Raw genomic sequence first — 23,134 nt, 5'->3', positions numbered from 1 at the left:
CCCTGTCCCGCTCCGCTCCCGTCCGGCTCGGACTCTCCCGCACGGAGGACCCCCACATGCGCTCGCACCTGCTCAATGACACGACCGCGGATCGGTACCGCCGCTCCGTGATTGAAGGAGTCGAGCGGGTGGCGGCCAAACTCGCCACCACCGACCGTCCGTTCACCGGCGTCACGGTCGACGCCCTCGCCCCCCGTATCGAGCAGATCGACCTGGACCGCCCGCTGCACGACACCACCGCGGTCCTCGACGAGCTGGAGGAGGTCTACCTCCGGGACGCGGTCTACTTCCACCACCCCCGTTACCTCGCGCACCTCAACTGCCCGGTCGTCATCCCCGCGGTGCTCGGCGAGGCGGTCCTCTCCGCCGTCAACTCCTCGCTGGACACCTGGGACCAGTCCGCCGGCGGCACCCTCATCGAGCGCAAGCTCGTCGACTGGACGGCGGAGCGCATCGGCCTCGGACCGGCCGCCGACGGCGTGTTCACCAGCGGCGGCACGCAGTCCAACCTCCAGGCGCTGCTGCTGGCCCGCGAGGAGGCCAAGGCGGACGACCTGGCCTCGCTGCGCATCTTCGCCTCCGAGGTCAGCCACTTCAGCGTCAAGAAGTCCGCCAAACTCCTCGGCCTGGGCGCGGACAGCGTCGTGTCGATCCCCGTCGACCACGACAAGCGGATGCAGACCGTCGCCCTCGCCCACGAGCTGGACCGCTGCAAGCGCGAGGGCCTGACCCCGATGGCGGTCGTCGCCACGGCCGGCAGCACGGACTTCGGCTCCATCGACCCGCTGCCCGAGATCGCCGAGCTGTGCGCCCAGTCCGGCGCCTGGATGCACGTGGACGCCGCGTACGGCTGCGGCCTGCTCACCTCGCTGAAGAACCGGGACCGGCTCACCGGAATCGAGCGTGCCGACTCGGTCACCGTCGACTACCACAAGTCCTTCTTCCAGCCCGTGAGTTCGTCCGCCGTGCTGGTGCGCGACGCGTCCACGCTGCGGCACGCCACCTACCACGCGGAGTACCTCAACCCCCGCCGCATGGTGCAGGAGCGCATCCCCAACCAGGTCGACAAGTCCCTGCAGACCACCCGCCGCTTCGACGCCCTCAAGCTGTGGATGACGCTGCGCGTGATGGGCGCCGACGGGATCGGCCAGCTCTTCGACGAGGTCTGCGACCTCGCCGCCGAGGGCTGGGAGCTCCTCGCCGCCGACCCGCGCTTCGACGTGGTCGTGCGGCCCTCGCTGTCCACCCTCGTCTTCCGCTACATCCCGGCGGCCGTCACCGACCCGGCCGAGATCGACCGCGCCAACCTCTACGCCCGCAAGGCGCTGTTCGCCTCCGGCGACGCCGTCGTCGCGGGCACCAAGGTCGGCGGCCGCCACTACCTGAAGTTCACGTTGCTCAATCCCGAGACGACGGCCGACGACATCGCCGCCGTACTCGGTCTGATCGCCGGCCATGCCGAGCAGTACCTGGGAGAGTCCCTTGACCGCGCTTCCTGAATCCGCCCGCGTGCACGACTTCGTGGGAATCGGGCTGGGCCCCTTCAACCTCGGCCTCGCCTGCCTCACCGAGCCGATCACCGAACTGGACGGCGTCTTCCTGGAGTCCAAGCCGGACTTCGAGTGGCACTCCGGCATGTTCCTGGAAGGCGCCCACCTCCAGACCCCGTTCATGTCGGACCTGGTCACCCTCGCCGACCCCACGTCCCCGTACTCGTTCCTCAACTACCTGAAGGAATCGGGCCGTCTCTACGCGTTCTACATCCGCGAGAACTTCTACCCGCTGCGGGTCGAGTACGACGACTACTGCCGCTGGGCCGCCTCGAAGCTGAGCAGCATCCGGTTCGGCACGACGGTGGCGGAGGTGACCTACGACGAGAGCGCCGAGGTCTACCTCGTCCGCACCGAGGCCGGCGAGACCTTCCGCGCCCGGCACCTCGTCCTCGGCACCGGGACGCCGCCCTACATCCCCGAGGCCTGCGCGGGCCTGGGCGGCGACTTCATCCACAACTCCCGCTATGTGCAGCACAAGCAGGAGCTGCAGCAGAAGGAGTCGATCACGCTGGTCGGCAGCGGGCAGTCCGCCGCCGAGATCTACTACGACCTGCTGAGCGAGATCGACGTCCACGGCTACCGGCTGAACTGGGTGACGCGTTCGCCGCGGTTCTTCCCGCTCGAATACACCAAGCTGACGCTGGAGATGACCTCCCCCGAGTACATCGACTACTTCCACGCGCTGCCGGAGCCGACCCGCTACCGCCTCCAGTCGGAGCAGAAGGGCTTGTTCAAGGGCATCGACGGCGAGCTGATCGACGCCATCTTCGACCTGCTCTACCAGAAGAACGTCGGCGGACCCGTCCCCACCCGGCTCCTGACCAACTCCTCCCTGAACAGCGCGGTCCACCGCGACGGCAGATACACGCTCGGGCTGCGCCAGGAGGAGCAGCAGAAGGACTACGAGCTGACCTCCGAGGGCCTGATCCTGGCCACCGGATACAAGTACGCAGAACCGGAGTTCCTCAAGCCGGTCCGCGACCGGCTGCGCTACGACTCGCGCAACAACTTCGACGTGGCCCGCAACTACGCCATCGACGTCACCGGCCGCGGGGTCTTCCTGCAGAACGCCGGTGTGCACACCCACAGCATCACGAGCCCGGACCTGGGCATGGGCGCGTACCGCAACGCGTACATCATCCGTGAGCTGCTCGGCACCGAGTACTACCCCGTCGAGAAGACGATCGCGTTCCAGGAGTTCGCCGTATGAGCACCAGCTTCACCATCCGCCCGCTCGACCCCCTGAAGGACGCCGAACTGCTGCACGGCTGGGTCACGCATCCCAAGGCCGCGTTCTGGATGATGCAGGACGCCGCACTGCAGGACGTGGAGCGCGAGTACATGGCGATCGCGGCCCACGAGCACCACGACGCCTTCCTCGGGCTGAACCACGGCGAGCCGACGTTCCTGATGGAGCGCTACGACCCGGCGCACGTCGAACTCGTCGGCCTGTACGACCCCGAGCCCGGTGACGTCGGCATGCACTTCCTGGTGGCACCGACCGACACACCCGTGCACGGCTTCACCCGGGCGGTGATCACCGCGGTGATGGACGAACTCTTCGCCGACCCCCGCACCCGCCGGGTCGTGGTGGAACCGGACGTGCGCAACACGGCCGTCCATGCCCTGAACACGGCGGTCGGCTTCGTCCCCGACCGCGAGATCGACAAGCCGGAGAAGAAGGCGCTGCTGAGTTTCTGCACGCGCGAGCAGTATCTGGCGGCCCGCGAGGCGGCGGTCCTGGCGGCCGTCCGAGGAGTGGAGATATGACCCTGTCCGACGCCGTGGCCCACCTCTCCCCCGAGCGCTGGGCCGAGGCCAACCGTCAACTCGTCCGCAAGGCGCTCGCCGAGTTCGCCCACGAGCGGCTGATCACCCCGCAGCCGGAGGGCGGGGACCGCTGGACCGTCCGCAGCGACGACGGCCTCACCCGCTACGGTTTCACCGCCCGCCGCCGCGCGCTCGACCACTGGCAGGTGGACGCCGGCTCCCTCACCCGCCACCGCGACGGCACCGAACTCCCGCTCTCCGCACTGGACTTCTTCATCGAGCTGAAGTCCTCGCTGGGGCTGAGCGACGAGGTCCTGCCGGTGTATCTGGAGGAGATCTCCTCCACCCTCTCCGGCACCTGCTACAAGCTCACCAAGCCGCAGATCGGCTCCGCCGAGCTGGCCGCCGGCGGCTTCCAGGCCATCGAGACCGGGATGACCGAGGGCCACCCCTGCTTCGTCGCCAACAACGGGCGGCTCGGCTTCGGGGTGCACGAGTACCTCTCGTACGCGCCCGAGACCGCGAGCCCGGTCCGGCTGGTCTGGCTGGCGGCGCACCGCTCACGGGCCGCCTTCACGGCGGGCGTGGGCATCGAGTACGAGTCCTTCCTGCGCGAGGAGCTGGGCGAGGAGACCGTCGAGCGCTTCACCGGCACGCTCACCTCCCAGGGTCTCGACCCGGCCGACTACCTCTTCATCCCCGTCCACCCGTGGCAGTGGTGGAACAAGCTCTCGGTGACCTTCGCGGCGGAGGTCGCCCAGCGCCACCTCGTCTGCCTCGGCGAGGGCGACGACGAGTACCTGGCCCAGCAGTCCATCCGGACGTTCTTCAACAGGAGCGCCCCGGAGAAGCATTACGTGAAGACCGCGCTGTCGGTGCTCAACATGGGCTTCATGCGCGGGCTCTCCGCCGCCTACATGGAGGCGACCCCGGCGATCAACGACTGGCTCGCCCAGCTCGTCGACAACGACCCGGTCCTCAAGTCCACCGGTCTGTCGATCATCCGGGAGCGCGCCGCCGTCGGCTATCGCCATCTGGAGTACGAGGCGGCGACCGACCGCTACTCCCCGTACCGCAAGATGCTCGCCGCGCTCTGGCGCGAGAGCCCCGTGCCCTCGCTCCAGGAGGGCGAGACCCTGGCGACGATGGCCTCCCTCCTCCACGTCGACCACGAGGGGGCGTCGCTGGCGGGCGCGCTGATCCGGCAGTCGGGACTGACCCCCGTGGAGTGGCTGCGGGGCTATCTGCGGGCCTACTTCACACCGCTGCTGCACAGCTTCTACGCGTACGACCTCGTCTACATGCCGCACGGCGAGAACGTCATCCTGGTCCTCGAGGACGGCGCGGTCCGCCGGGCGATCTACAAGGACATCGCCGAGGAGATCGCCGTCATGGACCCGGACGCGGTGCTGCCGCCGGCGGTCGAGCGGATCCGGGTGGAGGTACCCGAGGACACGAAGCTGCTGTCGATCTTCACCGACGTCTTCGACTGCTTCTTCCGCTTCCTCGCGGCGAACCTCGCCACCGAGGGCATCCTGGAGGAGGACGACTTCTGGCGGACGGTCGCCGAGTGCGTACGCGCGTACCAGGACGCGACTCCCGAACTCGCGGACAAGTTCCGGCAGTACGACATGTTCGCGCCCGAGTTCGCCCTGTCCTGCCTCAACCGGCTCCAGCTGCGCAACAACAGGCAGATGGTGGACCTCGCCGACCCGTCGGGCGCGCTCCAGCTCGTCGGCAGCCTGAAGAACCCCATCGCGGGCCTGTGAAAGCCGGGTGGGGCCCGGGAGACGGTCCTCCCGGGCCCCACCTTCGTCCGGCGGACTACGGAGCGGGCCAGGGCACCTGGGGCGACCGGTAGTAGTCGATCCCCAGCGCGTCCCAGCGCGGCCCCTGCGCCGCGAGCCGCACCCGGTAGGCGTCCCAGTCGTGCGTCGAGGCCGGCGACCAGCCGAGCTCCGCGACGCCCGGAAGGCGCGGGAACGCCATGTACTCGATGTGGTCCGAGTTCAGGATGGTCTCGGTCCACAGCGGGGCCTCCACGCCCCGGACGGCCGACGCGGGGGCGCCGGGCAGATAGCTCCCGGGGTCCCAGTCGTAGGCCCGCCGCACCTCCACCAGTCCGGCCCAGTCCAGGCCGAGCGGGGTGTCCGCGGTGTACTTCATGTCGAGGTACACCCGGTCGGCCGGGGAGAGGATCAGCCCCGTCCCGTGCTGCGCGGCCTTCGCTACCTGCGCCTTCTCGGCGGCGCTCGTGCCGTCCAGCCCCCAGTACTGGGCCAGCGCCCCCTCGGCCACCGCGGCGCCGGTCAGCTGGTGCCAGCCGATCACGGTCTTGCCGTACTCGGCGACGATCGGCTGCACCCGCTCCATGAAGGCCACGTAGTCGGCGTGGCTCGTGGAGTGCGCCTCGTCCCCGCCGATGTGGAGGTACCGGCCGGGTGTGATCGCGGCCAGCTCCCGGATCACGTCCTCCACGAAGTCGTACGTCACTGGCTTGTCGACGCACAGCGAGCTGAACCCGACCTCGGTGCCGGTGTAGAGCGGTGGCGCCACTCCGTCGCAGTTCAGTTCCGCGTACGAGGAGAGCGCCGCGTTGGTGTGGCCCGGCATGTCGATCTCTGGGACGACCTCCAGATGGCGCGAGGCCGCGTACCGGACGATCTCCTGGTACTGCGCCTTGGTGTAGTGGCCGCCCGGGCCGCCGCCCACCTGCGTCGAACCGCCGTGGGTGGCCAGGCGCGGCCAGGAGTCGACGGCGATGCGCCAGCCCTGGTCGTCGGAGAGGTGCAGATGCAGCTTGTTGATCTTGTAGAGCGCCAACTCGTCGACGTAGGACTTGACCTGGCCGACGGTGAAGAAGTGCCGGGAGACGTCGAGCATCGCGCCGCGGTAGCCGTAGCGCGGGAAGTCCTTGACGGTGCCGCCCGCGACGAGCCAGGGACCGGGCTGCACGGACTTCCGCTCGACCGAGGCCGGCAGCAGCTGACGCAGCGTCTGGACGCCGTGGAAGAGACCGGCCGGCCTGCGGGCGGTGATCGTGACCCCGGACGGGCCGCTGTCGAGGCGGTACCCCTCGTCGCCGAGGGCGCGCGCCGCGTTCGACCCGAGCCTGAGGCGGATGCCGTCGCCGCCGCGCGAGGTGACCGGCAACCGGTAGCCGGTGGAGGGCCGCAGCACGTCCGCGAGGTACTCGCCGACCCGGCGGACCTCCGGCGAACCGTCGACCCGGATGCGGGTGCCGGCGGTGATGCGGTACGGCGACCCCTTCGCCTCGACGGAGGCCGGCGCGGGCACGACCCGGCCGAGCGGGACGGCGGGGGTGCCGGTCGCGGCGGGTGCCGCGCCGGCCACGGAGATTCCGGCGGCCACCACGAGCAGCAGCGTACCGAGCAGGCGGGGCGTTCTGTGGTGCTGTCTCACATGCGCTCCCTTCCATGAAGCTCAACGAGCTCCGACGGGGCCCTGGTCCGGACCCTGATGGGTATAGACCACTCTCCCGTACCACCGGTGGAACAATCCCCCTCATGGCGGAAATCATCCAGAGGGACGGCACGTGGACGTTCGACGGCGACGCGCTGCGGCTGACCCCGGGACGGGACAAGAACGTCGGGCTGCTCCGCAGGACCCTGGGTGAACTGAGCGTGCCGCTGCAGGCGTTGGCCGGCATCTCCGTCGAGCAGGGCAAGAAGGCGGGGCGCCTGCGGCTGCGGCTGCGCGAGGGCGCGGACCCGCTGCTCCAGGCGACCGGCGGCAGACTCGCGGACGCGGCCGACCCGTATCAGCTCGTCGTCGAGTCGGACCGCTACGGCGTCGCCGAGTACCTGGTCGACGAGGTCCGCAACGCCCTGCTCCTGGACGGGGTTCCGGCCGCGCCCGTCGCCTCCTACCTGCTGCCCGGCCCGCCGGTGCCGCTGTCCGTGTCCGCGGGCGACGGCACGGCGAGCTTCGACGGGGAGCAGGTGCGCCTGGAGTGGAACTGGAAGACGGAGGACGCCAAGGCCGCGGCGGGCCCGCGCACGCTGCCCGTCGCCGACATCGCGGGCGTGGAGTGGCATCCCTCGGCAGGGCTGGAGGACGGCTACCTGCGCTTCTCGGTACGCGGCGAGCAGACCAGGGTGCCACCGAAGTACGACCCCAACTCCGTGCAGCTGTGGGGCTTCAAGAAGGACCCGCTGATGGCGCTGGTGGCGGCGGCGGTGCAGGCGCGGCTGCCGCACCCGGCCGCGGCCGTCGCCGACGTGCCACCGCCGCGGGACGAGCGCAAGCAGCTCACCGCCGACGCCCCGCCCGTGGAGGACGACCACGACGCGCTGCTGCGCCGGCTGCGCGAACTCGGGGAACTGCACCGCTCGGGCGTCCTCACCGAGGAGGAGTTCACGCTGGCCAAGCAGGCGGTCCTCAGGAGGATGTGAGGACCGCCGCCGGCCGGCTCACACCCGGCGGGCCACCGTGAAGCGGTCCACCTCCTCGCCCGTCTCGGCGATCCCCCGCACCGTGAGCGTGGCGGTGCGCCCCTTCGGCGCGGGCGTCACGTCCACCCGCAGGAACGAGTAGTCGAGGTAGCGCACCCGCGACCAGTCGACCGTCTCGTTCTGCCTGACGCCGTCCTCCAGGCACACGAAGGACGACACGGAGTCCAGGTCCTTCTCGTGGCCCTGGTACGACTCGGCGGCGCTGAAGGCGTAGAGGCCGCGGCCCGCGGCGCCCGCCGTCACGTACACGACGCCGTCCGTCTCGGGATACGCGGTGCCCCCGATCGGGAGCTGCTTGGCGACCCGGCCGCCCTTGACGACGTCGGTGCGCTCGTAGACGTGGTTGTGGCCGTTGATCACCAGGTCGACGGTGTACTTCTCGAAGAGCGGCACCCACTCCCGGCGCACCCCGCCCTCGGAGGCATGGGCGGTGGACGTGCAGTAGGCGCAGTGGTGGAAGAAGACCACGACGAAATCGACGTCGGCAGCGGCCCGGTACTTCTTCAGCTGCGCCTCCAGCCACCTGGTCTGGGTGCCGCCGGAGATGCCGAGGTTGGCCGGGATCTCGAAGGAGATGTCGTTGGCGTCCAGCGAGATCACGGCGGTGTTGCCGTGCACGAAGGAGTAGACACCGGGCAGGTTCGCCCGGTCGGGCCCGTTCTCCGGCAGCTGCCAGCGGGCCTCCTCGCCGCCGTAGCCGTTGGGCGAGTACCAGGCTTCCATGTCGTGGTTGCCGTAACTGACCATCCACGGCACCTGCTTGGCGACCGACTCGGTCTGCGCGAGGAACTGGTCCCAGGTGCGCGAGTCGAAGCCGGTGTCGCTGCTCCTGCCCTGCCCGGCGGGGTCGGCATAGGCGATGTCGCCCGCGTGCAGGTGGAAGGCCGGGTTCTGGGCGAGGATCAGGCTGTCGTTGGCCAGCCCGTGGTAGCTGACGCCCTGGTCGCCGAAGGCGGTGAAGGTGAAGGGCTGTGCGTGGGCGGGAGCGGTGGTGAAGGTGCCGAGGGTGCCCGCGAGGCGGGCGGACGCCGGGTCGAAGCCGTCGTGGCCGACCCCGTAGTAGTAGGTCTTCCCGGGCCGCAGCCGGGTGAGCCGGGCGTGCAGGTAGTACTGGGTGTGGTCGCCGCTCGCCCCGACGCCGGCCGGGGTGAACAGCTCCCGGACCTCGGCCTCGATCTTGCGGGAGAGGTCCCAGGGGTGCGCGCCGATACGCAGGTACGGCCTGCGGACCGCGACCGGGACCTGCCAGGAGACGGTCATCTCGGTGCGCGGGTCGGCGCCGTAGGCGAGGTGGCGGCCGAAGGGGGCGACGAAGGCGCCGTCCACTTTCTCGGTGCTCGTCCCCCGGACGGGAGTGGCGGCCTGCGCGGTCGCGCCCGGCACGAAGGCGCCGCCGGCGACCGCGCCCAGGGTGACGGCGCCGCCCCGCATCATCGTGCGCCGGGAGAAGCGCGCCCGGAGGTATTCGTGCTGCTCGGCCATGCTCATCCGGTCGGCGAGCTGCTCCGGTACGCCCATGCGTGGTGTGTCCATGGAGCCAGAAGTTGCTCCAGGCAAGCAACGGTCGGCAGGACGCGGGATGGACAGTCCGCAAACAGCGGTCCATGAGAGATTCAACAGCCGCTTGCCCGATATCGGGCAGGTTTCTTGCGCATCACCCTCGCGTACCCCAGGATCAACGGGTGCACGACGAACTTGTTGATCACCTGACGCGCTCCAGCCCTCTCAACCGGGGCGAGGCACTACGGGTGATCCAGGACGTGCTCGCCTACTTCGACGAGACGACCGAGGAGTACGTCCGTCGCCGCCACCGCGAGCTCCAGGCCCAGGGCCTGGTCAACACGGCGATCTTCGAACGGATCGAGGCGGATCTGAAGTACCGCGCGGTCGCGCCGCCCGAGCTCACGCTCCGGCAGCTGCGCCGCATCGTCTACGGCTGACCGCCGGCGGCGGAGCCGAACGACACAGCGAACAGAACGACAGAGGGGAACCGAGGGACGTATGTGCGGAATCGTCGGGTACATCGGCAGGCGTGATGTGGCACCGCTGCTCCTGGAGGGGCTGCAGCGCCTGGAGTACCGGGGCTACGACTCGGCGGGCATCGTCGTCACCACCCCCAAGGCCACCGGCCTGAAGATGGTCAAGGCCAAGGGCCGGGTCCGCGACCTGGAGGCCAAGGTCCCGGCTCGCTTCAAGGGCACCACCGGCATCGCGCACACCCGCTGGGCCACCCACGGCGCGCCCTCCGACGTGAACGCGCACCCGCACCTCTCGCACGACGGCAAGGTCGCCGTCGTCCACAACGGCATCATCGACAACGCCGGCGACCTGCGGAAGAAGCTGGAGGCCGACGGCGTCGAGTTCCTCTCCGAGACCGACACCGAGGTCCTCACCCACCTCATCGCCCGCTCGCAGGCCGAGAAGCTCGAGGACAAGGTCCGCGACGCCCTGCGCGTGATCGAGGGCACCTACGGCATCGCCGTCCTGCACGCCGACTTCCCCGAGCGCATCGTGGTGGCCCGCAACGGCTCGCCCGTCGTCCTCGGGATAGGCGAGAAGGAGATGTTCGTCGCCTCGGACGTCGCCGCGCTCGTCACCCACACGCGCCAGATCGTCACCCTCGACGACGGCGAGATGGCCACCCTCAAGGCCGACGACTTCCGCACGTACACCACCGAGGGCACCCGCACCACCGCCGAGCCGACCACCGTGGAGTGGGAGGCCGAGTCGTACGACATGGGCGGCCACGACACGTACATGCACAAGGAGATCCACGAGCAGGCCGACGCCGTGGACCGCGTGCTGCGCGGCCGCATCGACGACCGCTTCTCCACCGTGCACCTCGGCGGCCTCAACCTGGACGCCCGCGAGGCCCGCCAGATCCGCCGGGTGAAGATCCTCGGCTGCGGCACCTCGTACCACGCGGGCATGATCGGCGCCCAGATGATCGAGGAGCTGGCCCGCATCCCCGCGGACGCCGAGCCGGCCTCCGAGTTCCGCTACCGCAACGCGGTCGTGGACCCCGACACCCTGTACGTCGCCGTCTCGCAGTCCGGTGAGACCTACGACGTGCTGGCGGCCGTCCAGGAGCTGAAGCGCAAGGGCGCCCGGGTGCTGGGCGTGGTCAACGTCGTCGGTTCGGCGATCGCCCGCGAGGCCGACGGCGGCATGTACGTCCACGCCGGCCCCGAGGTCTGCGTCGTCTCCACCAAGTGCTTCACCAACACCACGGTGGCCTTCGCGCTGCTCGCGCTGCACCTGGGCCGCACCCGCGACCTGTCGGTGCGCGACGGCAAGCGGATCATCGAGGGCCTGCGCAAGCTGCCCGGCCAGATCTCCGAGATCCTCGCGCAGGAGGACGAGATCAAGAAGCTGGCCGAGAACTACGCAGAGGCCCGCTCGATGCTCTTCATCGGCCGGGTGCGCGGCTACCCGGTGGCCCGCGAGGCCTCGCTGAAGCTGAAGGAGGTCTCGTACATCCACGCCGAGGCCTACCCCGCCTCCGAGCTGAAGCACGGCCCGCTGGCGCTCATCGAGCCCGCCCTGCCCACGGTCGCGATCGTCCCGGACGACGACCTGCTGGAGAAGAACCGCGCCGCGCTGGAGGAGATCAAGGCCCGCAGCGGCAAGATCCTCGCCGTCGCGCACCAGGAGCAGGAGAAGGCCGACCAGACCATCGTCGTCCCGAAGAACGAGGACGAGCTGGACCCGATCCTCATGGGCATCCCGCTCCAGCTCCTCGCCTACCACACGGCGCTGGCCCTGGGCCGGGACATCGACAAGCCGCGCAACCTGGCCAAGTCGGTGACGGTGGAGTAATCCGCCTGCTCCTGGCGGGACTTGCACCCTCCGGAACATGAACGGCCCCCCGCGCGTGCCACCTTCGCGCAGGGGGCCGCTCTGTCAGGGCCGGGGCCGCCCATTGCCCCGGCCCGCGCCCGCTCCGGCCGGCGGCCGTCACCCCCCGGCCGGCGGCGCGCCCCTGAAGGGCGGGGACCGGCGACCGGTATATGCCCTTCACAAAGGCACAAACACCTCTACGCGCGAGTAGATTCGGGTTGCGCGGCAAGGGAGTTGGCCGGTCGGCGCCTCATCCCGCCCCGAACGGGGGGGAGATGCGCCTCGGCGGTGCACGACGTGCGCGGTGTGCTACGGGATGACGATGACGGGCCGCTTGGCTCGCTTGGCGAGCCGGCCGGCCACCGAGCCGAAGAGGCGGCCGACGATGCCGTGCGTGGAGCCGACGACGATGGCGTCCGCCTCGTACTCCTGCCCCACTTCTTCGAGCTCGTGGCAGATGTCGCCGCCGCGCTCGACGAGGATCCAGGGCACCTCGGCCAGGTACTCCGCGCAGGCGAGCTCCAGCCCGAGCACCTCGGTGCGGTGGTCCGGCACGTCGACGAAGACCGGGGGCTCGCAGCCCGCCCACACCGTGGTCGGCAGCCGGTTGGCGACGTGCACGATGATCAGCCCCGAGCCGGAGCGGTGGGCCATGCCGATCGCGTAGGCGAGGGCGCGCTCACTGGACGTGGAGCCGTCGAAGCCGACCACGACACCGTGCTTGAACGCGGGATCGCAGGAGTGGCGTGGCTCTTTCGCCGCCAAGGGCTCGGCCGCCGTGGGATCGGCGACGGGGCGCTTGCGGTCCGCGGGATCGAAGAATTCGTGACCGGCCATGAGTGTCTCGGCGTGTGGATCCTCGTGGGTGGGACGACAGAGAGCGGCGGAGCTGTGTCCGGGAATCACCTTCCCAACCCCATACCCCCAAGGGTACGGCGGTACGCCTCCTCTGCCCATCTCCCGTGCCTTCTGCGCGGGGTTCCAGGGAGCATGCACGAGGGGGCGCCCGTAACGCAATGGTTGCTGCCCCGTACAGGCGGTTTGCGCGGGGTTCGCCCCGACCCGGGCTCCGCGGGCCGGCGGGAGCGTACCGTGGGGCCCGCTCCCGCCGGTCCGCGGCCTCCGGGCAGTGACCGGCCGGTCGAACAGGCGTTGAACCGGGTGAGCCACGACCACGGGAAGCACGGGAGTACAAGGGAGCACAGCGTGCCCGGACCAGAGACCGCGTCCCCGTCCGCCTCCGCGCCGCGCACGCCCGCGCCGCCCCCGCCCGACACGGCGAGCGACGTGGTGCGCTGGGCCGTCTTCAGCTGCGTCCTGGTCCCCGTGGTGCTCGTCCTGTACGGCACCTCGCTCGCCGGGGCGGCCGGCACGGCACTGGGGCTGGGGGCCGTGACCGCCGTCTGCCGGATGCTGCTGCGGCAGTCCGAGCGGGGCGCGGCCCGGCTGCGTGCCGAGGAACGCGCCCCGCACCGGGGGCGGCACGGCCGGCCGGGTCCGTCCGCGGGCGGCGGGAACGGGAAGGGCGACCGGGTGCGGAGCGGCTCGCACGCGATGTCCGGCGGACCGGGCGTCCGGGGCGGTTTCCTCGGTGCGGCCGGGGCACACGGGAGGAACGGTGCGGGGGCGCACCGGGGCGGCCGGCGCGTGGGGGGAAATACGCCGGGCGACTGACCGGTTTGTGCGCACGCCCCCGCATCTTTTCAGCCAACTTCGCTTACCCGTGCATGGCTTGGTCGAACGACCCCTCAACCCCCGTTCCACCTGCACGGAAAGGCTTCCGGGGGACGTACGCACCCTATGGGGACCGGCCACTGGCACAAGGCGCACTTCCCTGCACGGCCCACGAGTGCAACGCTTCGTGATCGAATGCTTCACGCCAAGTTGCCATGTCGACAATGTGCCGGATGGTGAACTGGTCACGCCGGCACCACGGGACACAGTAGATTCGATCATGACTGTCTTACGGCGGGGGACTCGTGCAGGACCAAGGGGAAACGTGCAGGAGCGACACAACCGAGGAGCCGCGACCACCGAGGGGGGCTTAGCAGTATGAGCCACGACTCCACTGCCGCGCCGGAAGCCGCGGCCCGGAAACTGTCCGGGCGACGCCGCAAGGAGATCGTCGCGGTGCTGCTGTTCAGCGGCGGCCCCATCTTCGAGAGCTCCATACCGCTGTCGGTGTTCGGCATCGACCGCCAGGACGCGGGAGTTCCGCGCTACCGACTTCTGGTGAGCGCCGGTGAGGAAGGCCCACTGCGGACCACAGGGGGCCTCGAACTCACCGCGCCACACGGGCTGGAGGCGATCTCACGGGCAGGCACCGTCGTCGTGCCCGCCTGGCGGTCGATCACCTCACCGCCACCGGAGGAGGCGCTCGACGCACTGCGCCGGGCGCACGAGGAGGGCGCCCGCATAGTCGGGCTGTGCACCGGCGCCTTCGTGCTGGCCGCCGCCGGACTGCTGGACGGCCGGCCGGCCACCACACACTGGATGTACGCACCGACGCTGGCCAAGCGCTATCCGTCGGTCCACGTCGACCCGCGCGAACTGTTCGTGGACGACGGGGACGTACTGACCTCGGCGGGCACCGCGGCCGGAATCGATCTCTGTCTCCACATCGTGCGGACGGACCACGGCAACGAGGCGGCCGGCGCGCTGGCCCGCCGTCTGGTGGTGCCACCGCGCCGCAGCGGCGGTCAGGAGCGCTACCTCGACCGCTCTTTACCCGAGGAGATCGGCGCCGACCCGCTCGCCGAGGTCGTCGCCTGGGCGCTGGAGCACCTCCACGAGCAGTTCGACGTGGAGACCCTGGCCGCGCGCGCCTACATGAGCCGGCGGACCTTCGACCGGCGCTTCCGCTCGCTCACCGGGAGTGCTCCCCTGCAGTGGCTGATCACGCAGCGGGTGCTCCAGGCGCAGCGGCTGCTGGAGACGTCGGACTACTCGGTGGACGAGGTCGCGGGCCGCTGCGGCTTCCGCTCGCCGGTGGCGCTGCGCGGCCACTTCCGCCGTCAGCTGGGGTCCTCCCCCGCCGCGTACCGCGCCGCCTACCGGGCGCGCCGTCCGCAGGGTGAGCGCCCGTCGGACAACGAGGGCTCCGCGGGGTCCCCGGGACCGGCTCCCGCGGTGCACCAGGAGAGCCCGGTACCGCTCCAGGCCCGGCGTACGGCGGCCGCGAGCGCGGTCGGCCCGTCCGCCTCGCTGTCCATGGACCCGGCCCGGCACGGCCAGGACTTCTACGCGGCGGGCCGCCCGAGCCTGCCGGGACAGCGCAGCGCGCCGTAGCACCCCACGGGTGGGGGCCCACGGGCTCCCACCCGGCCCACCGCCGCCCCACGCACCCGATGCCCGGTGCACGGGCGGTCCGGCGGGCCGGAGCGGGCCGTAGGGTAAGACACATGAACGATCGCATGGTGTGGATCGACTGCGAGATGACCGGCCTCTCGCTGTCGGACGACGCGCTCATCGAGGTGGCCGCACTGGTCACGGACTCGGAGCTGAACGTACTCGGCGAGGGGGTGGACATCGTGATCCGTCCGCCCGACGCCGCGCTGGAGACCATGCCGGACGTGGTGCGCACGATGCACACCGCCTCCGGCCTCCTCGACGAACTGGCCGCCGGCACCACCCTGGCGGACGCCGAGGAACAGGTCCTCGCCTACGTACGGGAGCACGTCAAGGAGCCCGGCAAGGCCCCGCTGTGCGGGAACTCGGTCGGCACCGACCGCGGCTTCCTGCTCCGGGACATGCCGACGCTCGAGGACTACCTCCACTACCGGATCGTGGACGTCTCCTCCGTCAAGGAGCTGGCCCGCCGCTGGTACCCGAGGGCGTACTTCAACAGCCCCGAGAAGAACGGCAACCACCGGGCGCTGGCCGACATCCGCGAGTCCATCGCCGAGCTGCGCTACTACCGCGAGGCGATCTTCGTCCCGCAGCCGGGCCCGGACTCCGACACCGCCCGCACCATCGCCGCGAAGCACGTCCTGCCCGCCGAATAGCCTCCCGCCCGCCTCGCGGAAAAGGCGGGCGCGAGCACCCCTTCGGACCCTGTACACTTTTTCTCGGCCGGTCGGTGAAACGACTTTCGCAGAACCGCCGGGCATGGTGGGTGTAGCTCAGCTGGTAGAGCACCTGGTTGTGGTCCAGGATGCCGCGGGTTCAAGTCCCGTCACTCACCCTGAGTAATCAGCCGGTGACCTGTTCAGACAGGTCACCGGCTGTTTGCGTATCAGGGGCCCTCCGCGCGGACCCGGGTCCGCGCGGGCGCCGGCCTCAGGCGGCCCGGGCCGGACAGGCGGCCCGCCAGGCGGCGGCGAACGCGGCGACGTCCTCGTGCCGTTCGCCGGGATCCGTCCGGGTCGCCCGCTCGATGACCGCCAGCTGCGGCGCCGTACCCCGCCAGGCGCGCTCCTCGTCCCCGGCGTCCAGGAACAGCCGGGCGGTGCGGCCGAGGGTGAAGACGGTCGTACGGGCGTCGATCACCGCGCCCCGCTCGAACTCCTCGGGCGCCATGTACCGCCGGGAGCCCGGCAGCCGCTCCTCCTCCACCACGAAGGGGCCCGGACGGTACTCGTCGAGGTCGATCAGATGGGCCACGCCGCCCGCGAAGTCGTACAGCAGCGCCCCGTCGTAGAAGTCGACCGCGACATGGCCGGCGCCCTCCACGGCGAGATGGGCGTCCAGGACGCGGTCGAAGGCGCGCAGCACGTCGGCGGTCGGCAGGGCGCGGAAGCGGGCCATCGGGGTGTGCGGGCTCGTGCGGTCACCCGGCCCGGCAGCGGTGGGGTGGCAGAGCACCTCGCCCTTGCGCCAGGGCATCACCACCGCCCAGGTGTCCCGGACGGCGATCCGGTGGACCTGCGGGACGATGGCCGCGTGCCGTACCGCGCGGTGGAACGCCCAGCCGCGTTCGAGCGACCGGCGGGCGCGGTCGGTGACCGCTTCCTTGACGAACCAGCACTGGCCGTCGAGCAGCCGTACCCCGTACGACACGCACCCGGAGTCCTGCTCCCGGAACGCGGTGAACACCTCACCCACCCGGCCCAGATACGGCTCCACGGCGGAGACTTCGTCGACTGCCAGCAAGGGATGGAGGACCATGGACGCCAGCTTGCCCTACCGGAGGTCAGGACGAAGCGCGCGCCACCAGTTCCGTCGGCAGGACCACCTGACGGCTCTCCAGGTCGCGCGAGGCGACGGGCCTGCGGTCCGCGATCTCACCGAGCAGAAGGTCGATCATGGCGCGCCCCATCTCCTCGATCGGCTGGCGCACGCTGGTCAGCGGGGGATCCATGTGGCGGGCGATGGCCGAGTCGTCGTAACCGACCAGCGCCACGTCGTCCGGTATACGGCGGCCCGCCTCGCGCAGGACCTGGCGGGCCCCGGCCGCCATGACGTCGGAGCCGGCGAAGACCGCGTCCAGGGTGGGGCAGCGGTCGAGGAGTTCCGCCATCGCCCGCCGGCCGCCCTCCTCCGTGAAGTCGCCGGCCACGATCAGGTCCTCGTCGACCTCGCGGCCCGCGGCGACCAGTCCCTCGCGGTAGCCCTCGATGCGGCGCTGGGCGCCGAAGACGTCCAGGCGTCCGGCCAGGTGGGCTATGGTCCGGCGGCCCCGTGCGACCAGGTGCTCGACGGCGACCCGGCCGCCGCCGAAGTTGTCCGAGTCCACCGACGGGAGCGTCTCCCGGGCGGATCTCCGGCCGCTGATCACGGCCGGGATCTCCAGCTGGGACAGCAGGTCCGGAAGGGGGTCGTCGGCGTGGACGGAGACCAGCAGGACGCCGTCCACCCGGTGCGCCGCCAGGTACTGGGCCAGGCGCCGACGCTCCCGGTCGCTGCCCGCGAAGATCAGCAGCAGCTGCATCTCGGTCTCGGACAGCTCCGCGCCGACGCCCTTGAGCATGTCGGAGAAGTACGGCTCCGCGAAGAAGCGGGTCTCGGGCTCGGGGACCACGAGGGCGATGGCGTCGGTGCGGTTCGCGGCGAGCGCGCGGGCGGCCGTGTTCGGCACGTAGCCGAGTTCCGCGACGGCCGCCTCGACGGCGGCGCGGGTGGCGTCGCTGACCCGCGGCGAACCGTTGATCACCCGGGACACCGTGCCGCGGCCCACACCGGCCCGCGCGGCGACCTCCTCGAGAGTCGGCCGTCCGCCGCTCCGGCCCCGCGCTCCGTGGCCTGCCATGGTCCGCCTCCCTTCACACCGCGTCACTCCGCGTTGGCCTGGAATCTAACAGTCTTGATCCGCGCACGACGCCCGGAGAGGAGTCGCTCCGCCTCCGGCCACGGATTAGTTAACAGCCCGATAACCGAAGGCAGGTCTCCGCGTCCCCACCCTTGACACCCCCGCGTGAACCGACGACTCTTCAACACATCACTTGTGGGAGCGCTCCCACGGTACCTGACAAAACACATCCCGCACGTTCCCCGCCCGAGCCGCAGCGAGAACTAACGGGCCCAACAGAGCAGTTGGCCGGGGGGTCGGCACGTCAGGGCAACAGGAGGATGCAATGCGAGCACGTACCCTTACCGCCCGCAAGGCGGTGGTCGTCACGGCCGTCGCAGCGCTGGGCGCCGGGCTGCTGGCCGGCTGTGCCGACGACGGCGGTGACGACTCTGGCTCGTCGGGCGGCGGCAAGGGCAAGACCACCATCACCCTGGGTCTGTTCGGCACGTTCGGCTTCAAGGAGGCCGGACTGTACGACGAGTACGAGAAGCTGAACCCGGACATCAAGATCCAGGAGAACGTCACCGAGCGGAACGAGAACTACTACCCGGCTCTCGTCAACCACCTCACCACCGGCAGTGGTCTCGCCGACATCCAGGGCGTCGAAGTCGGCAACATCGCCGAGGTCGTCGACACCCAGGCGTCCAAGCTCGTGGACCTCTCCAAGGTCTCGGGGGTGAAGCAGGGGGACTTCCTCGACTGGAAGTGGAAGCAGGCCACCGCCAAGGACGGGGCGACGGTCGGCCTCGGCACCGACATCGGCCCGATGGCGATCTGCTATCGCAAGGACATGTTCGAGAAGGCCGGTCTGCCCACCGACCGCGAGGAACTCGCGAAGAAGTGGGAGGGCGACTGGAACAAGTTCGTCGACGTCGGCAAGGAGTACAAGAAGAAGGCGCCGAAGGGCACCACCTTCCTCGACTCCCCCGGCGGCCTGCTGAACGCGGTCCTCGGCAGCGAGACCGAGAAGTTCTACGACGCGTCGGGCGAGGTCATCTACAAGGACAACCCCGCCGTGAAGTCCGCCTTCGACCTGACCGCGGGAGCGGCCAAGGACGGTCTGACCGGCAACCTCACGCAGTTCCAGCCGACGTGGGACCAGGCGTTCGCCAACGGCAAGTTCGCCGCCGTCTCCTGCCCGCCGTGGATGCTCGGTTACATCGCGTCCAAGGCGAACAAGGAGACCAAGGGCCAGTGGGACGTCGCCAAGGCGCCCAAGGGCGGAAACTGGGGCGGCTCGTTCCTCTCCGTGCCGAAGGCCGGCAAGAACGTCGAGGAGGCTTCCAAGCTCGCCGCCTGGCTGACCGCGCCCAAGCAGCAGGCCACCCTGTTCGCCAAGCGGGGCAGCTTCCCGAGCGCCCAGAGCTCCTACGACCTTCCCGAGGTGACCGGAGCCAAGAACGACTTCTTCGGTGACGCCCCGATCGGCACCATCTTCGCGGCGGCCGCCAAGGACAGCCCGGTCCAGGTGATCGGCCCGAAGGACCAGATCATCCAGCAGGGTCTGACCGACAACGGCGTGTTCCTCGTGACGAAGGGCAAGTCCCCCGCGGACGCCTGGAAGACGGCCACGAAGACCATCGACAACAACCTGGAGAAGTGACCGGTATGGCCACCCGGCACGACACCGCCGCGCCCCCCGTGAAGGAGGGGGGCGCGGCCCCGGCCGACCGCGTTCCGGCCGGAGCGCCCTCGGACGCGGAGGCCCGGCGCCGGGCCCGGCTCTCGCGCCGCTGGCAGCGGGACCTGCGCTGGAGCCCGTACGTCTTCGCCTCACCGTTCTTCCTGCTCTTCCTCGCCTTCGGGCTCTTCCCGCTGATCTACACGGGCTGGGCGTCGCTGCACACGGTCGAGCTGACGGCACCCACGGACATGGAGTGGGCGGGCCTGCGCAACTACACGCGCATCTTCGACGACGAGTTCTTCTGGAACGCGGCGAAGAACACCCTGACCATCGGCATCATCTCCACCGTCCCGCAACTGCTGATGGCGATGGGCCTGGCGCACATCCTCAACTACAAGCTGCGGGCCTCGACCTTCTACCGGGTCGCGATGCTCGCGCCGTACGCCACGTCGATCGCCGCCGCCTCCCTCGTCTTCGTCCTGCTCTTCGGCCGCGACTACGGCATGATCAACTGGGCGCTGCACTTCGTGGGCGTGGACAGCATCGACTGGCAGAACGACAAGTGGCCCTCCCAGATCGCCGTCTCGACGATCATCGTGTGGCGCTGGACCGGCTACAACGCGCTGATCTACCTGGCCGCGATGCAGGCCATCCCGCAGGACCTGTACGAGTCGGCGGCCCTGGACGGGGCCTCGCGCTGGAAGCAGTTCCTGCACGTCACGCTGCCGCAGCTGCGCCCGACGATCCTGTTCACCGTGGTCGTGTCGACGATCGGGGCGAGCCAGGTCTTCGGCGAGCCGCTGCTGTTCGACCAGAACAAGGGAGCCTCCGGCGGGGCCGAGCACCAGTTCCAGACGCTCGGGCTCTATCTGTACGAGCAGGGCTGGGTCAACCAGCACCTCGGGCGGGCCTCGGCCATCGCCTGGACCATGTTCTTGATCCTCATCGTGATCGGGATCGTCAACTACGTCATCTCGCGCCGGCTGCGCGCCAGTAGTTAAGGAGAACCGGCCGTGACGACGACCCTGACGACACCTCCCGCCGACACCGTGCCGAAGGAGCCGGGACGCTCCCGGCGCCCCAAGTCCGCGCGCGCGGGCGGACAGCTGCACGGCGGCCCGATCGCGTACCTGATCCTCGCCCTGTTCACCATCGGCTCGCTGTTTCCACTGGTGTGGACCGCGATCGCCGCCTCCCGCGACACCAACCGGCTGGCGCAGACCCCGCCACCGCTGTGGTTCGGCTCCAACCTCTTCAAGAACCTCGATCTCGCCTGGGGTGACGCCAACCTCGGCGAGGCGATGTTCAACACCACGCTCGTGGCCGGGATCTCGGCGGCCACCGTCGTCTTCCTGTCGACGATCGCCGGCTTCGCCTTCGCCAAACTGCGCTTCCGGGGCCGCGGCGCCATGATGCTGATCGTCATCGGCACCATGATGGTGCCGCCGCAGCTCAGCGTGATCCCGCTGTACATGATGGTCGCCAAGCTCGACTGGACCGACCAGCTCCAGGCGGTCATCTTCCCCTCCCTGGTGAGCGCGTTCGGCGTGTTCTTCATGCGCCAGTACCTGATCCAGGCGCTGCCGAACGAGCTGATCGAGGCGGCCCGGGTGGACGGCGCGAGCAGCTGGCGGGTGGTCTGGCACGTGGTGTTCCCCGCGGCCCGGCCCGCGATGGCCGTCCTCGGCATGCTGATCTTCGTGCAGACGTGGAACGACTTCCTGTGGCCGTTCCTCGTGCTGACCCAGACCGGCAACCCGACCGTGCAGGTCGCGGTGGCGGGACTCGGCCGCGGCTACACGCCCGACCAGTCCCTGATCATGGCGGGCGCGCTGCTCGGCACGCTGCCGCTGCTGCTGGTCTTCGCCCTGTTCGGCAAGCAGATCGTCGGCGGCATCATGCAGGGCGCCGTCAAGGGCTGACCCCTCGTCCTCCGGGGGCCGGGTCATCGCCGCCCCGGCCCCCCGCCTTTCCCTTCTCTCTTCACCGTCGGTCTCCCCCGACCTTTCATGGGAGCGCTTCCATGCCCGAGTCCGTGACGCCCGTGTCCTTTCCCCCCGCCTTCCTCTGGGGTGCGGCGACCTCCGCCTACCAGATCGAGGGAGCGGTGCGGGAGGACGGCCGCACTCCTTCGATCTGGGACACCTTCAGCCATACACCCGGCAGGACGGCGGGTGGTGAGACGGGCGACGTGGCGGTGGACCACTACCACCGCTACCGCGACGACGTGGCCCTGATGGCGGACCTCGGCCTGGGCGCCTACCGCTTCTCCGTCTCCTGGCCCCGCGTGCAGCCGACCGGCCGGGGCCCGGCCGTCCAGCGCGGCCTGGACTTCTACCGCCGGCTCGTCGACGAGCTGCTGGCCCACGGCATCAAGCCCGCCGTCACCCTCTACCACTGGGACCTCCCCCAGGAGCTGGAGGACGCGGGCGGCTGGCCCGAGCGGGACACGGCGCTGCGGTTCGCCGAGTACGCGCAGATCGTCGGTGAGGCGCTGGGCGACCGGGTCGAGCAGTGGATCACCCTCAACGAGCCGTGGTGCAGCGCCTTCCTGGGCTACGGGTCGGGTGTGCACGCCCCCGGCCGTACGGACCCGGCGGCGTCCCTGCGCGCGGCCCACCACCTGAACCTGGCGCACGGGCTCGGCACGTCGGCACTGCGCTCCGCCATGCCCGCCCGCAACACGGTGGCGGTCAGTCTCAACTCGTCGGTGGTCAGGCCGCTTTCGCAGAGCCCGGCGGACCTGGCGGCGGCGCGGCGCATCGACGACCTGGCCAACGGCGTCTTCCACGGTCCGATGCTGCACGGCGCGTACCCGCAGAGCCTGTTCACGGCGACGGCCTCGGTCACCGACTGGTCGTACGTGCTCGACGGCGACCTCCGGCTGATCCACCAGCCGCTGGACGCGCTCGGGCTCAACTACTACACACCGGCACTGGTGTCGGCCGCGGAGACGGAGGCGGCCGGACCGCGCGCGGACGGCCACGGGGCGAGCGCGTTCTCGCCGTGGCCGGGCGCGGAGGACGTCGCCTTCCACCAGACGCCGGGCGAGCGCACGGAGATGGGCTGGACGATCGACCCGACGGGCCTGCACGAGCTGATCATGCGCTACACCCGCGAGGTGCCCGGCCTGCCGCTGTACATCACCGAGAACGGCGCCGCGTACGACGACAAGCCCGACCCCGACGGCCGTGTGCACGACCCCGAGCGCATCGCCTACCTGCACGGCCATCTGTCCGCCGTGCGCGACGCGATCACCGCCGGCGCCGACGTCCGCGGCTACTACCTCTGGTCCCTGATGGACAACTTCGAGTGGGCCTACGGCTACGGCAAGCGGTTCGGCGCGGTCTACGTGGACTACTCGACGCTGGCCCGTACGCCGAAGTCGAGCGCGCACTGGTACCGGGAGGCCGCCCGGACCGGGACCCTGCCGTCGCCGGTCCTCGCCGAGTAGGCCACCGCACGGGGGAACGGGGGAAACGGAGCGGGGGGCCGGGGGGGGGGGGGGGGGGGGGGGGGGGGGGGGGGTGGCGGGGGTGGGGGGGGGGGGGGGGGGGGGGGGGGGGGGGGGTGGGGGGGGGGGGGGGGGGGGGGGGGGGGGGGGGGGGGGGGGGGAAAAGGGAACCAAGGCACCCAGAAAAGG

At 70.6% G+C, this 23,134-nt stretch carries 19 protein-coding genes and 1 tRNA gene; 15 read left to right on the top strand and 5 right to left on the bottom strand.

Annotated features, from left to right (window positions below; translation table 11 throughout):
- The first annotated feature begins 56 nt into the window (after window positions 1-56).
- From desA to ACZ4NT_RS19730, 4 genes are read left to right on the top strand one after another with little or no spacing between them, the layout of a single operon-like run.
- Window positions 57-1,499: a lysine decarboxylase DesA gene (gene desA, locus ACZ4NT_RS19745; RefSeq protein ID WP_121402890.1), complete on the top strand. Its 1,443-nt coding sequence runs from the start codon at window positions 57-59 to the stop codon at window positions 1,497-1,499.
- A complete protein-coding gene (locus ACZ4NT_RS19740) occupies window positions 1,483-2,763 on the top strand; it encodes a SidA/IucD/PvdA family monooxygenase (protein ID WP_183116839.1) in 1,281 nt (426 codons plus the stop codon). The genes desA and ACZ4NT_RS19740 overlap by 17 nt, the downstream gene beginning before the upstream one ends.
- Window positions 2,760-3,323, top strand: a complete 564-nt coding sequence (locus ACZ4NT_RS19735) for a GNAT family N-acetyltransferase (protein WP_467726562.1) — start codon at window positions 2,760-2,762, stop codon at window positions 3,321-3,323. Before ACZ4NT_RS19740 ends, ACZ4NT_RS19735 begins: the two co-directional genes overlap by 4 nt.
- Window positions 3,320-5,092, top strand: coding sequence for an IucA/IucC family protein (locus tag ACZ4NT_RS19730; protein WP_467726560.1), 1,773 nt, complete (start codon window positions 3,320-3,322; stop codon window positions 5,090-5,092). The genes ACZ4NT_RS19735 and ACZ4NT_RS19730 overlap by 4 nt, the downstream gene beginning before the upstream one ends.
- A 55-nt stretch (window positions 5,093-5,147) precedes the next feature.
- Here ACZ4NT_RS19730 and ACZ4NT_RS19725 read toward each other — a convergent pair whose 3' ends face one another.
- A complete protein-coding gene (locus tag ACZ4NT_RS19725) occupies window positions 5,148-6,746 on the bottom strand; it encodes a beta-N-acetylhexosaminidase (RefSeq protein ID WP_467726558.1) in 1,599 nt (532 codons plus the stop codon).
- Between the two features lie 104 nt (window positions 6,747-6,850).
- On the opposite strand from ACZ4NT_RS19725, the gene ACZ4NT_RS19720 reads away from it, so the two are divergent.
- The gene (locus ACZ4NT_RS19720; protein WP_121402881.1) at window positions 6,851-7,738 is read left to right on the top strand and encodes a DUF4429 domain-containing protein; all 888 of its coding nucleotides are present in this window, start codon (window positions 6,851-6,853) and stop codon (window positions 7,736-7,738) included.
- Window positions 7,739-7,756: 18 nt separating this feature from the next.
- Here the strand turns inward: ACZ4NT_RS19720 and ACZ4NT_RS19715 are convergent, their stop codons facing one another.
- Window positions 7,757-9,316 carry a purple acid phosphatase family protein gene (locus ACZ4NT_RS19715; RefSeq protein WP_467726589.1) on the bottom strand — a complete coding sequence of 520 codons (1,560 nt, stop codon included), beginning with the start codon at window positions 9,314-9,316 and terminating at the stop codon, window positions 7,757-7,759.
- A gap of 164 nt (window positions 9,317-9,480) precedes the next feature.
- Between ACZ4NT_RS19715 and ACZ4NT_RS19710 the strand changes: the two genes are divergently transcribed.
- Window positions 9,481-9,738, top strand: coding sequence for a hypothetical protein (locus tag ACZ4NT_RS19710; RefSeq protein ID WP_121402877.1), 258 nt, complete (start codon window positions 9,481-9,483; stop codon window positions 9,736-9,738).
- Between the two features lie 61 nt (window positions 9,739-9,799).
- The gene (glmS, locus tag ACZ4NT_RS19705; protein WP_121402875.1) at window positions 9,800-11,617 is read left to right on the top strand and encodes a glutamine--fructose-6-phosphate transaminase (isomerizing); all 1,818 of its coding nucleotides are present in this window, start codon (window positions 9,800-9,802) and stop codon (window positions 11,615-11,617) included.
- 330 nt (window positions 11,618-11,947) lie between these two features.
- Here the strand turns inward: glmS and ACZ4NT_RS19700 are convergent, their stop codons facing one another.
- Window positions 11,948-12,475, bottom strand: a complete 528-nt coding sequence (locus ACZ4NT_RS19700; protein ID WP_121402873.1) for a universal stress protein — start codon at window positions 12,473-12,475, stop codon at window positions 11,948-11,950.
- A 369-nt stretch (window positions 12,476-12,844) separates the two neighbouring features.
- Here ACZ4NT_RS19700 and ACZ4NT_RS19695 point away from each other — a divergent pair, with 369 nt between their 5' ends.
- From ACZ4NT_RS19695 to ACZ4NT_RS19680, 4 genes are all read left to right on the top strand, one after another.
- Window positions 12,845-13,312, top strand: coding sequence for a hypothetical protein (locus ACZ4NT_RS19695; protein ID WP_467726556.1), 468 nt, complete (start codon window positions 12,845-12,847; stop codon window positions 13,310-13,312).
- 378 nt (window positions 13,313-13,690) lie between these two features.
- Complete coding sequence (locus ACZ4NT_RS19690) at window positions 13,691-14,926, top strand: helix-turn-helix domain-containing protein (protein ID WP_121402871.1); 1,236 nt, start codon at window positions 13,691-13,693, stop codon at window positions 14,924-14,926.
- Between the two features lie 113 nt (window positions 14,927-15,039).
- On the top strand, window positions 15,040-15,642 hold the full coding sequence (gene orn / locus ACZ4NT_RS19685; RefSeq protein ID WP_121402869.1) for an oligoribonuclease: 603 nt from the start codon (window positions 15,040-15,042) through the stop codon (window positions 15,640-15,642).
- 106 nt (window positions 15,643-15,748) lie between these two features.
- Window positions 15,749-15,821: transfer RNA gene (locus ACZ4NT_RS19680), tRNA-His, on the top strand.
- Window positions 15,822-15,916: 95 nt separating this feature from the next.
- On the opposite strand, the gene ACZ4NT_RS19675 is transcribed toward ACZ4NT_RS19680, so the two are convergent.
- Window positions 15,917-16,744, bottom strand: coding sequence for a serine/threonine protein kinase (locus ACZ4NT_RS19675; protein ID WP_121402867.1), 828 nt, complete (start codon window positions 16,742-16,744; stop codon window positions 15,917-15,919).
- Window positions 16,745-16,769: 25 nt separating this feature from the next.
- Window positions 16,770-17,825 carry a LacI family DNA-binding transcriptional regulator gene (locus ACZ4NT_RS19670; RefSeq protein WP_121402865.1) on the bottom strand — a complete coding sequence of 352 codons (1,056 nt, stop codon included), beginning with the start codon at window positions 17,823-17,825 and terminating at the stop codon, window positions 16,770-16,772.
- A gap of 325 nt (window positions 17,826-18,150) precedes the next feature.
- On the opposite strand from ACZ4NT_RS19670, the gene ACZ4NT_RS19665 reads away from it, so the two are divergent.
- The 4 genes from ACZ4NT_RS19665 to ACZ4NT_RS19650 all read left to right on the top strand — a co-directional run bounded on the left by ACZ4NT_RS19665 (window position 18,151) and on the right by ACZ4NT_RS19650 (window position 22,945).
- On the top strand, window positions 18,151-19,470 hold the full coding sequence (locus ACZ4NT_RS19665; RefSeq protein ID WP_121402863.1) for an extracellular solute-binding protein: 1,320 nt from the start codon (window positions 18,151-18,153) through the stop codon (window positions 19,468-19,470).
- 5 nt (window positions 19,471-19,475) lie between these two features.
- Entirely contained in the window at window positions 19,476-20,492 is a 1,017-nt protein-coding gene (locus ACZ4NT_RS19660) for a carbohydrate ABC transporter permease (protein WP_121402861.1), read from the top strand.
- Between the two features lie 12 nt (window positions 20,493-20,504).
- Window positions 20,505-21,413, top strand: a complete 909-nt coding sequence (locus ACZ4NT_RS19655; RefSeq protein WP_121402860.1) for a carbohydrate ABC transporter permease — start codon at window positions 20,505-20,507, stop codon at window positions 21,411-21,413.
- A 101-nt stretch (window positions 21,414-21,514) separates the two neighbouring features.
- Window positions 21,515-22,945: a GH1 family beta-glucosidase gene (locus ACZ4NT_RS19650; RefSeq protein ID WP_467726553.1), complete on the top strand. Its 1,431-nt coding sequence runs from the start codon at window positions 21,515-21,517 to the stop codon at window positions 22,943-22,945.
- The last annotated feature ends 189 nt before the right edge of the window (window positions 22,946-23,134 follow it).

Source organism: Streptomyces sp. NPDC026417, assembly GCF_055567695.1.
This window is presented reverse-complemented; position numbering and strand designations above follow the sequence as displayed.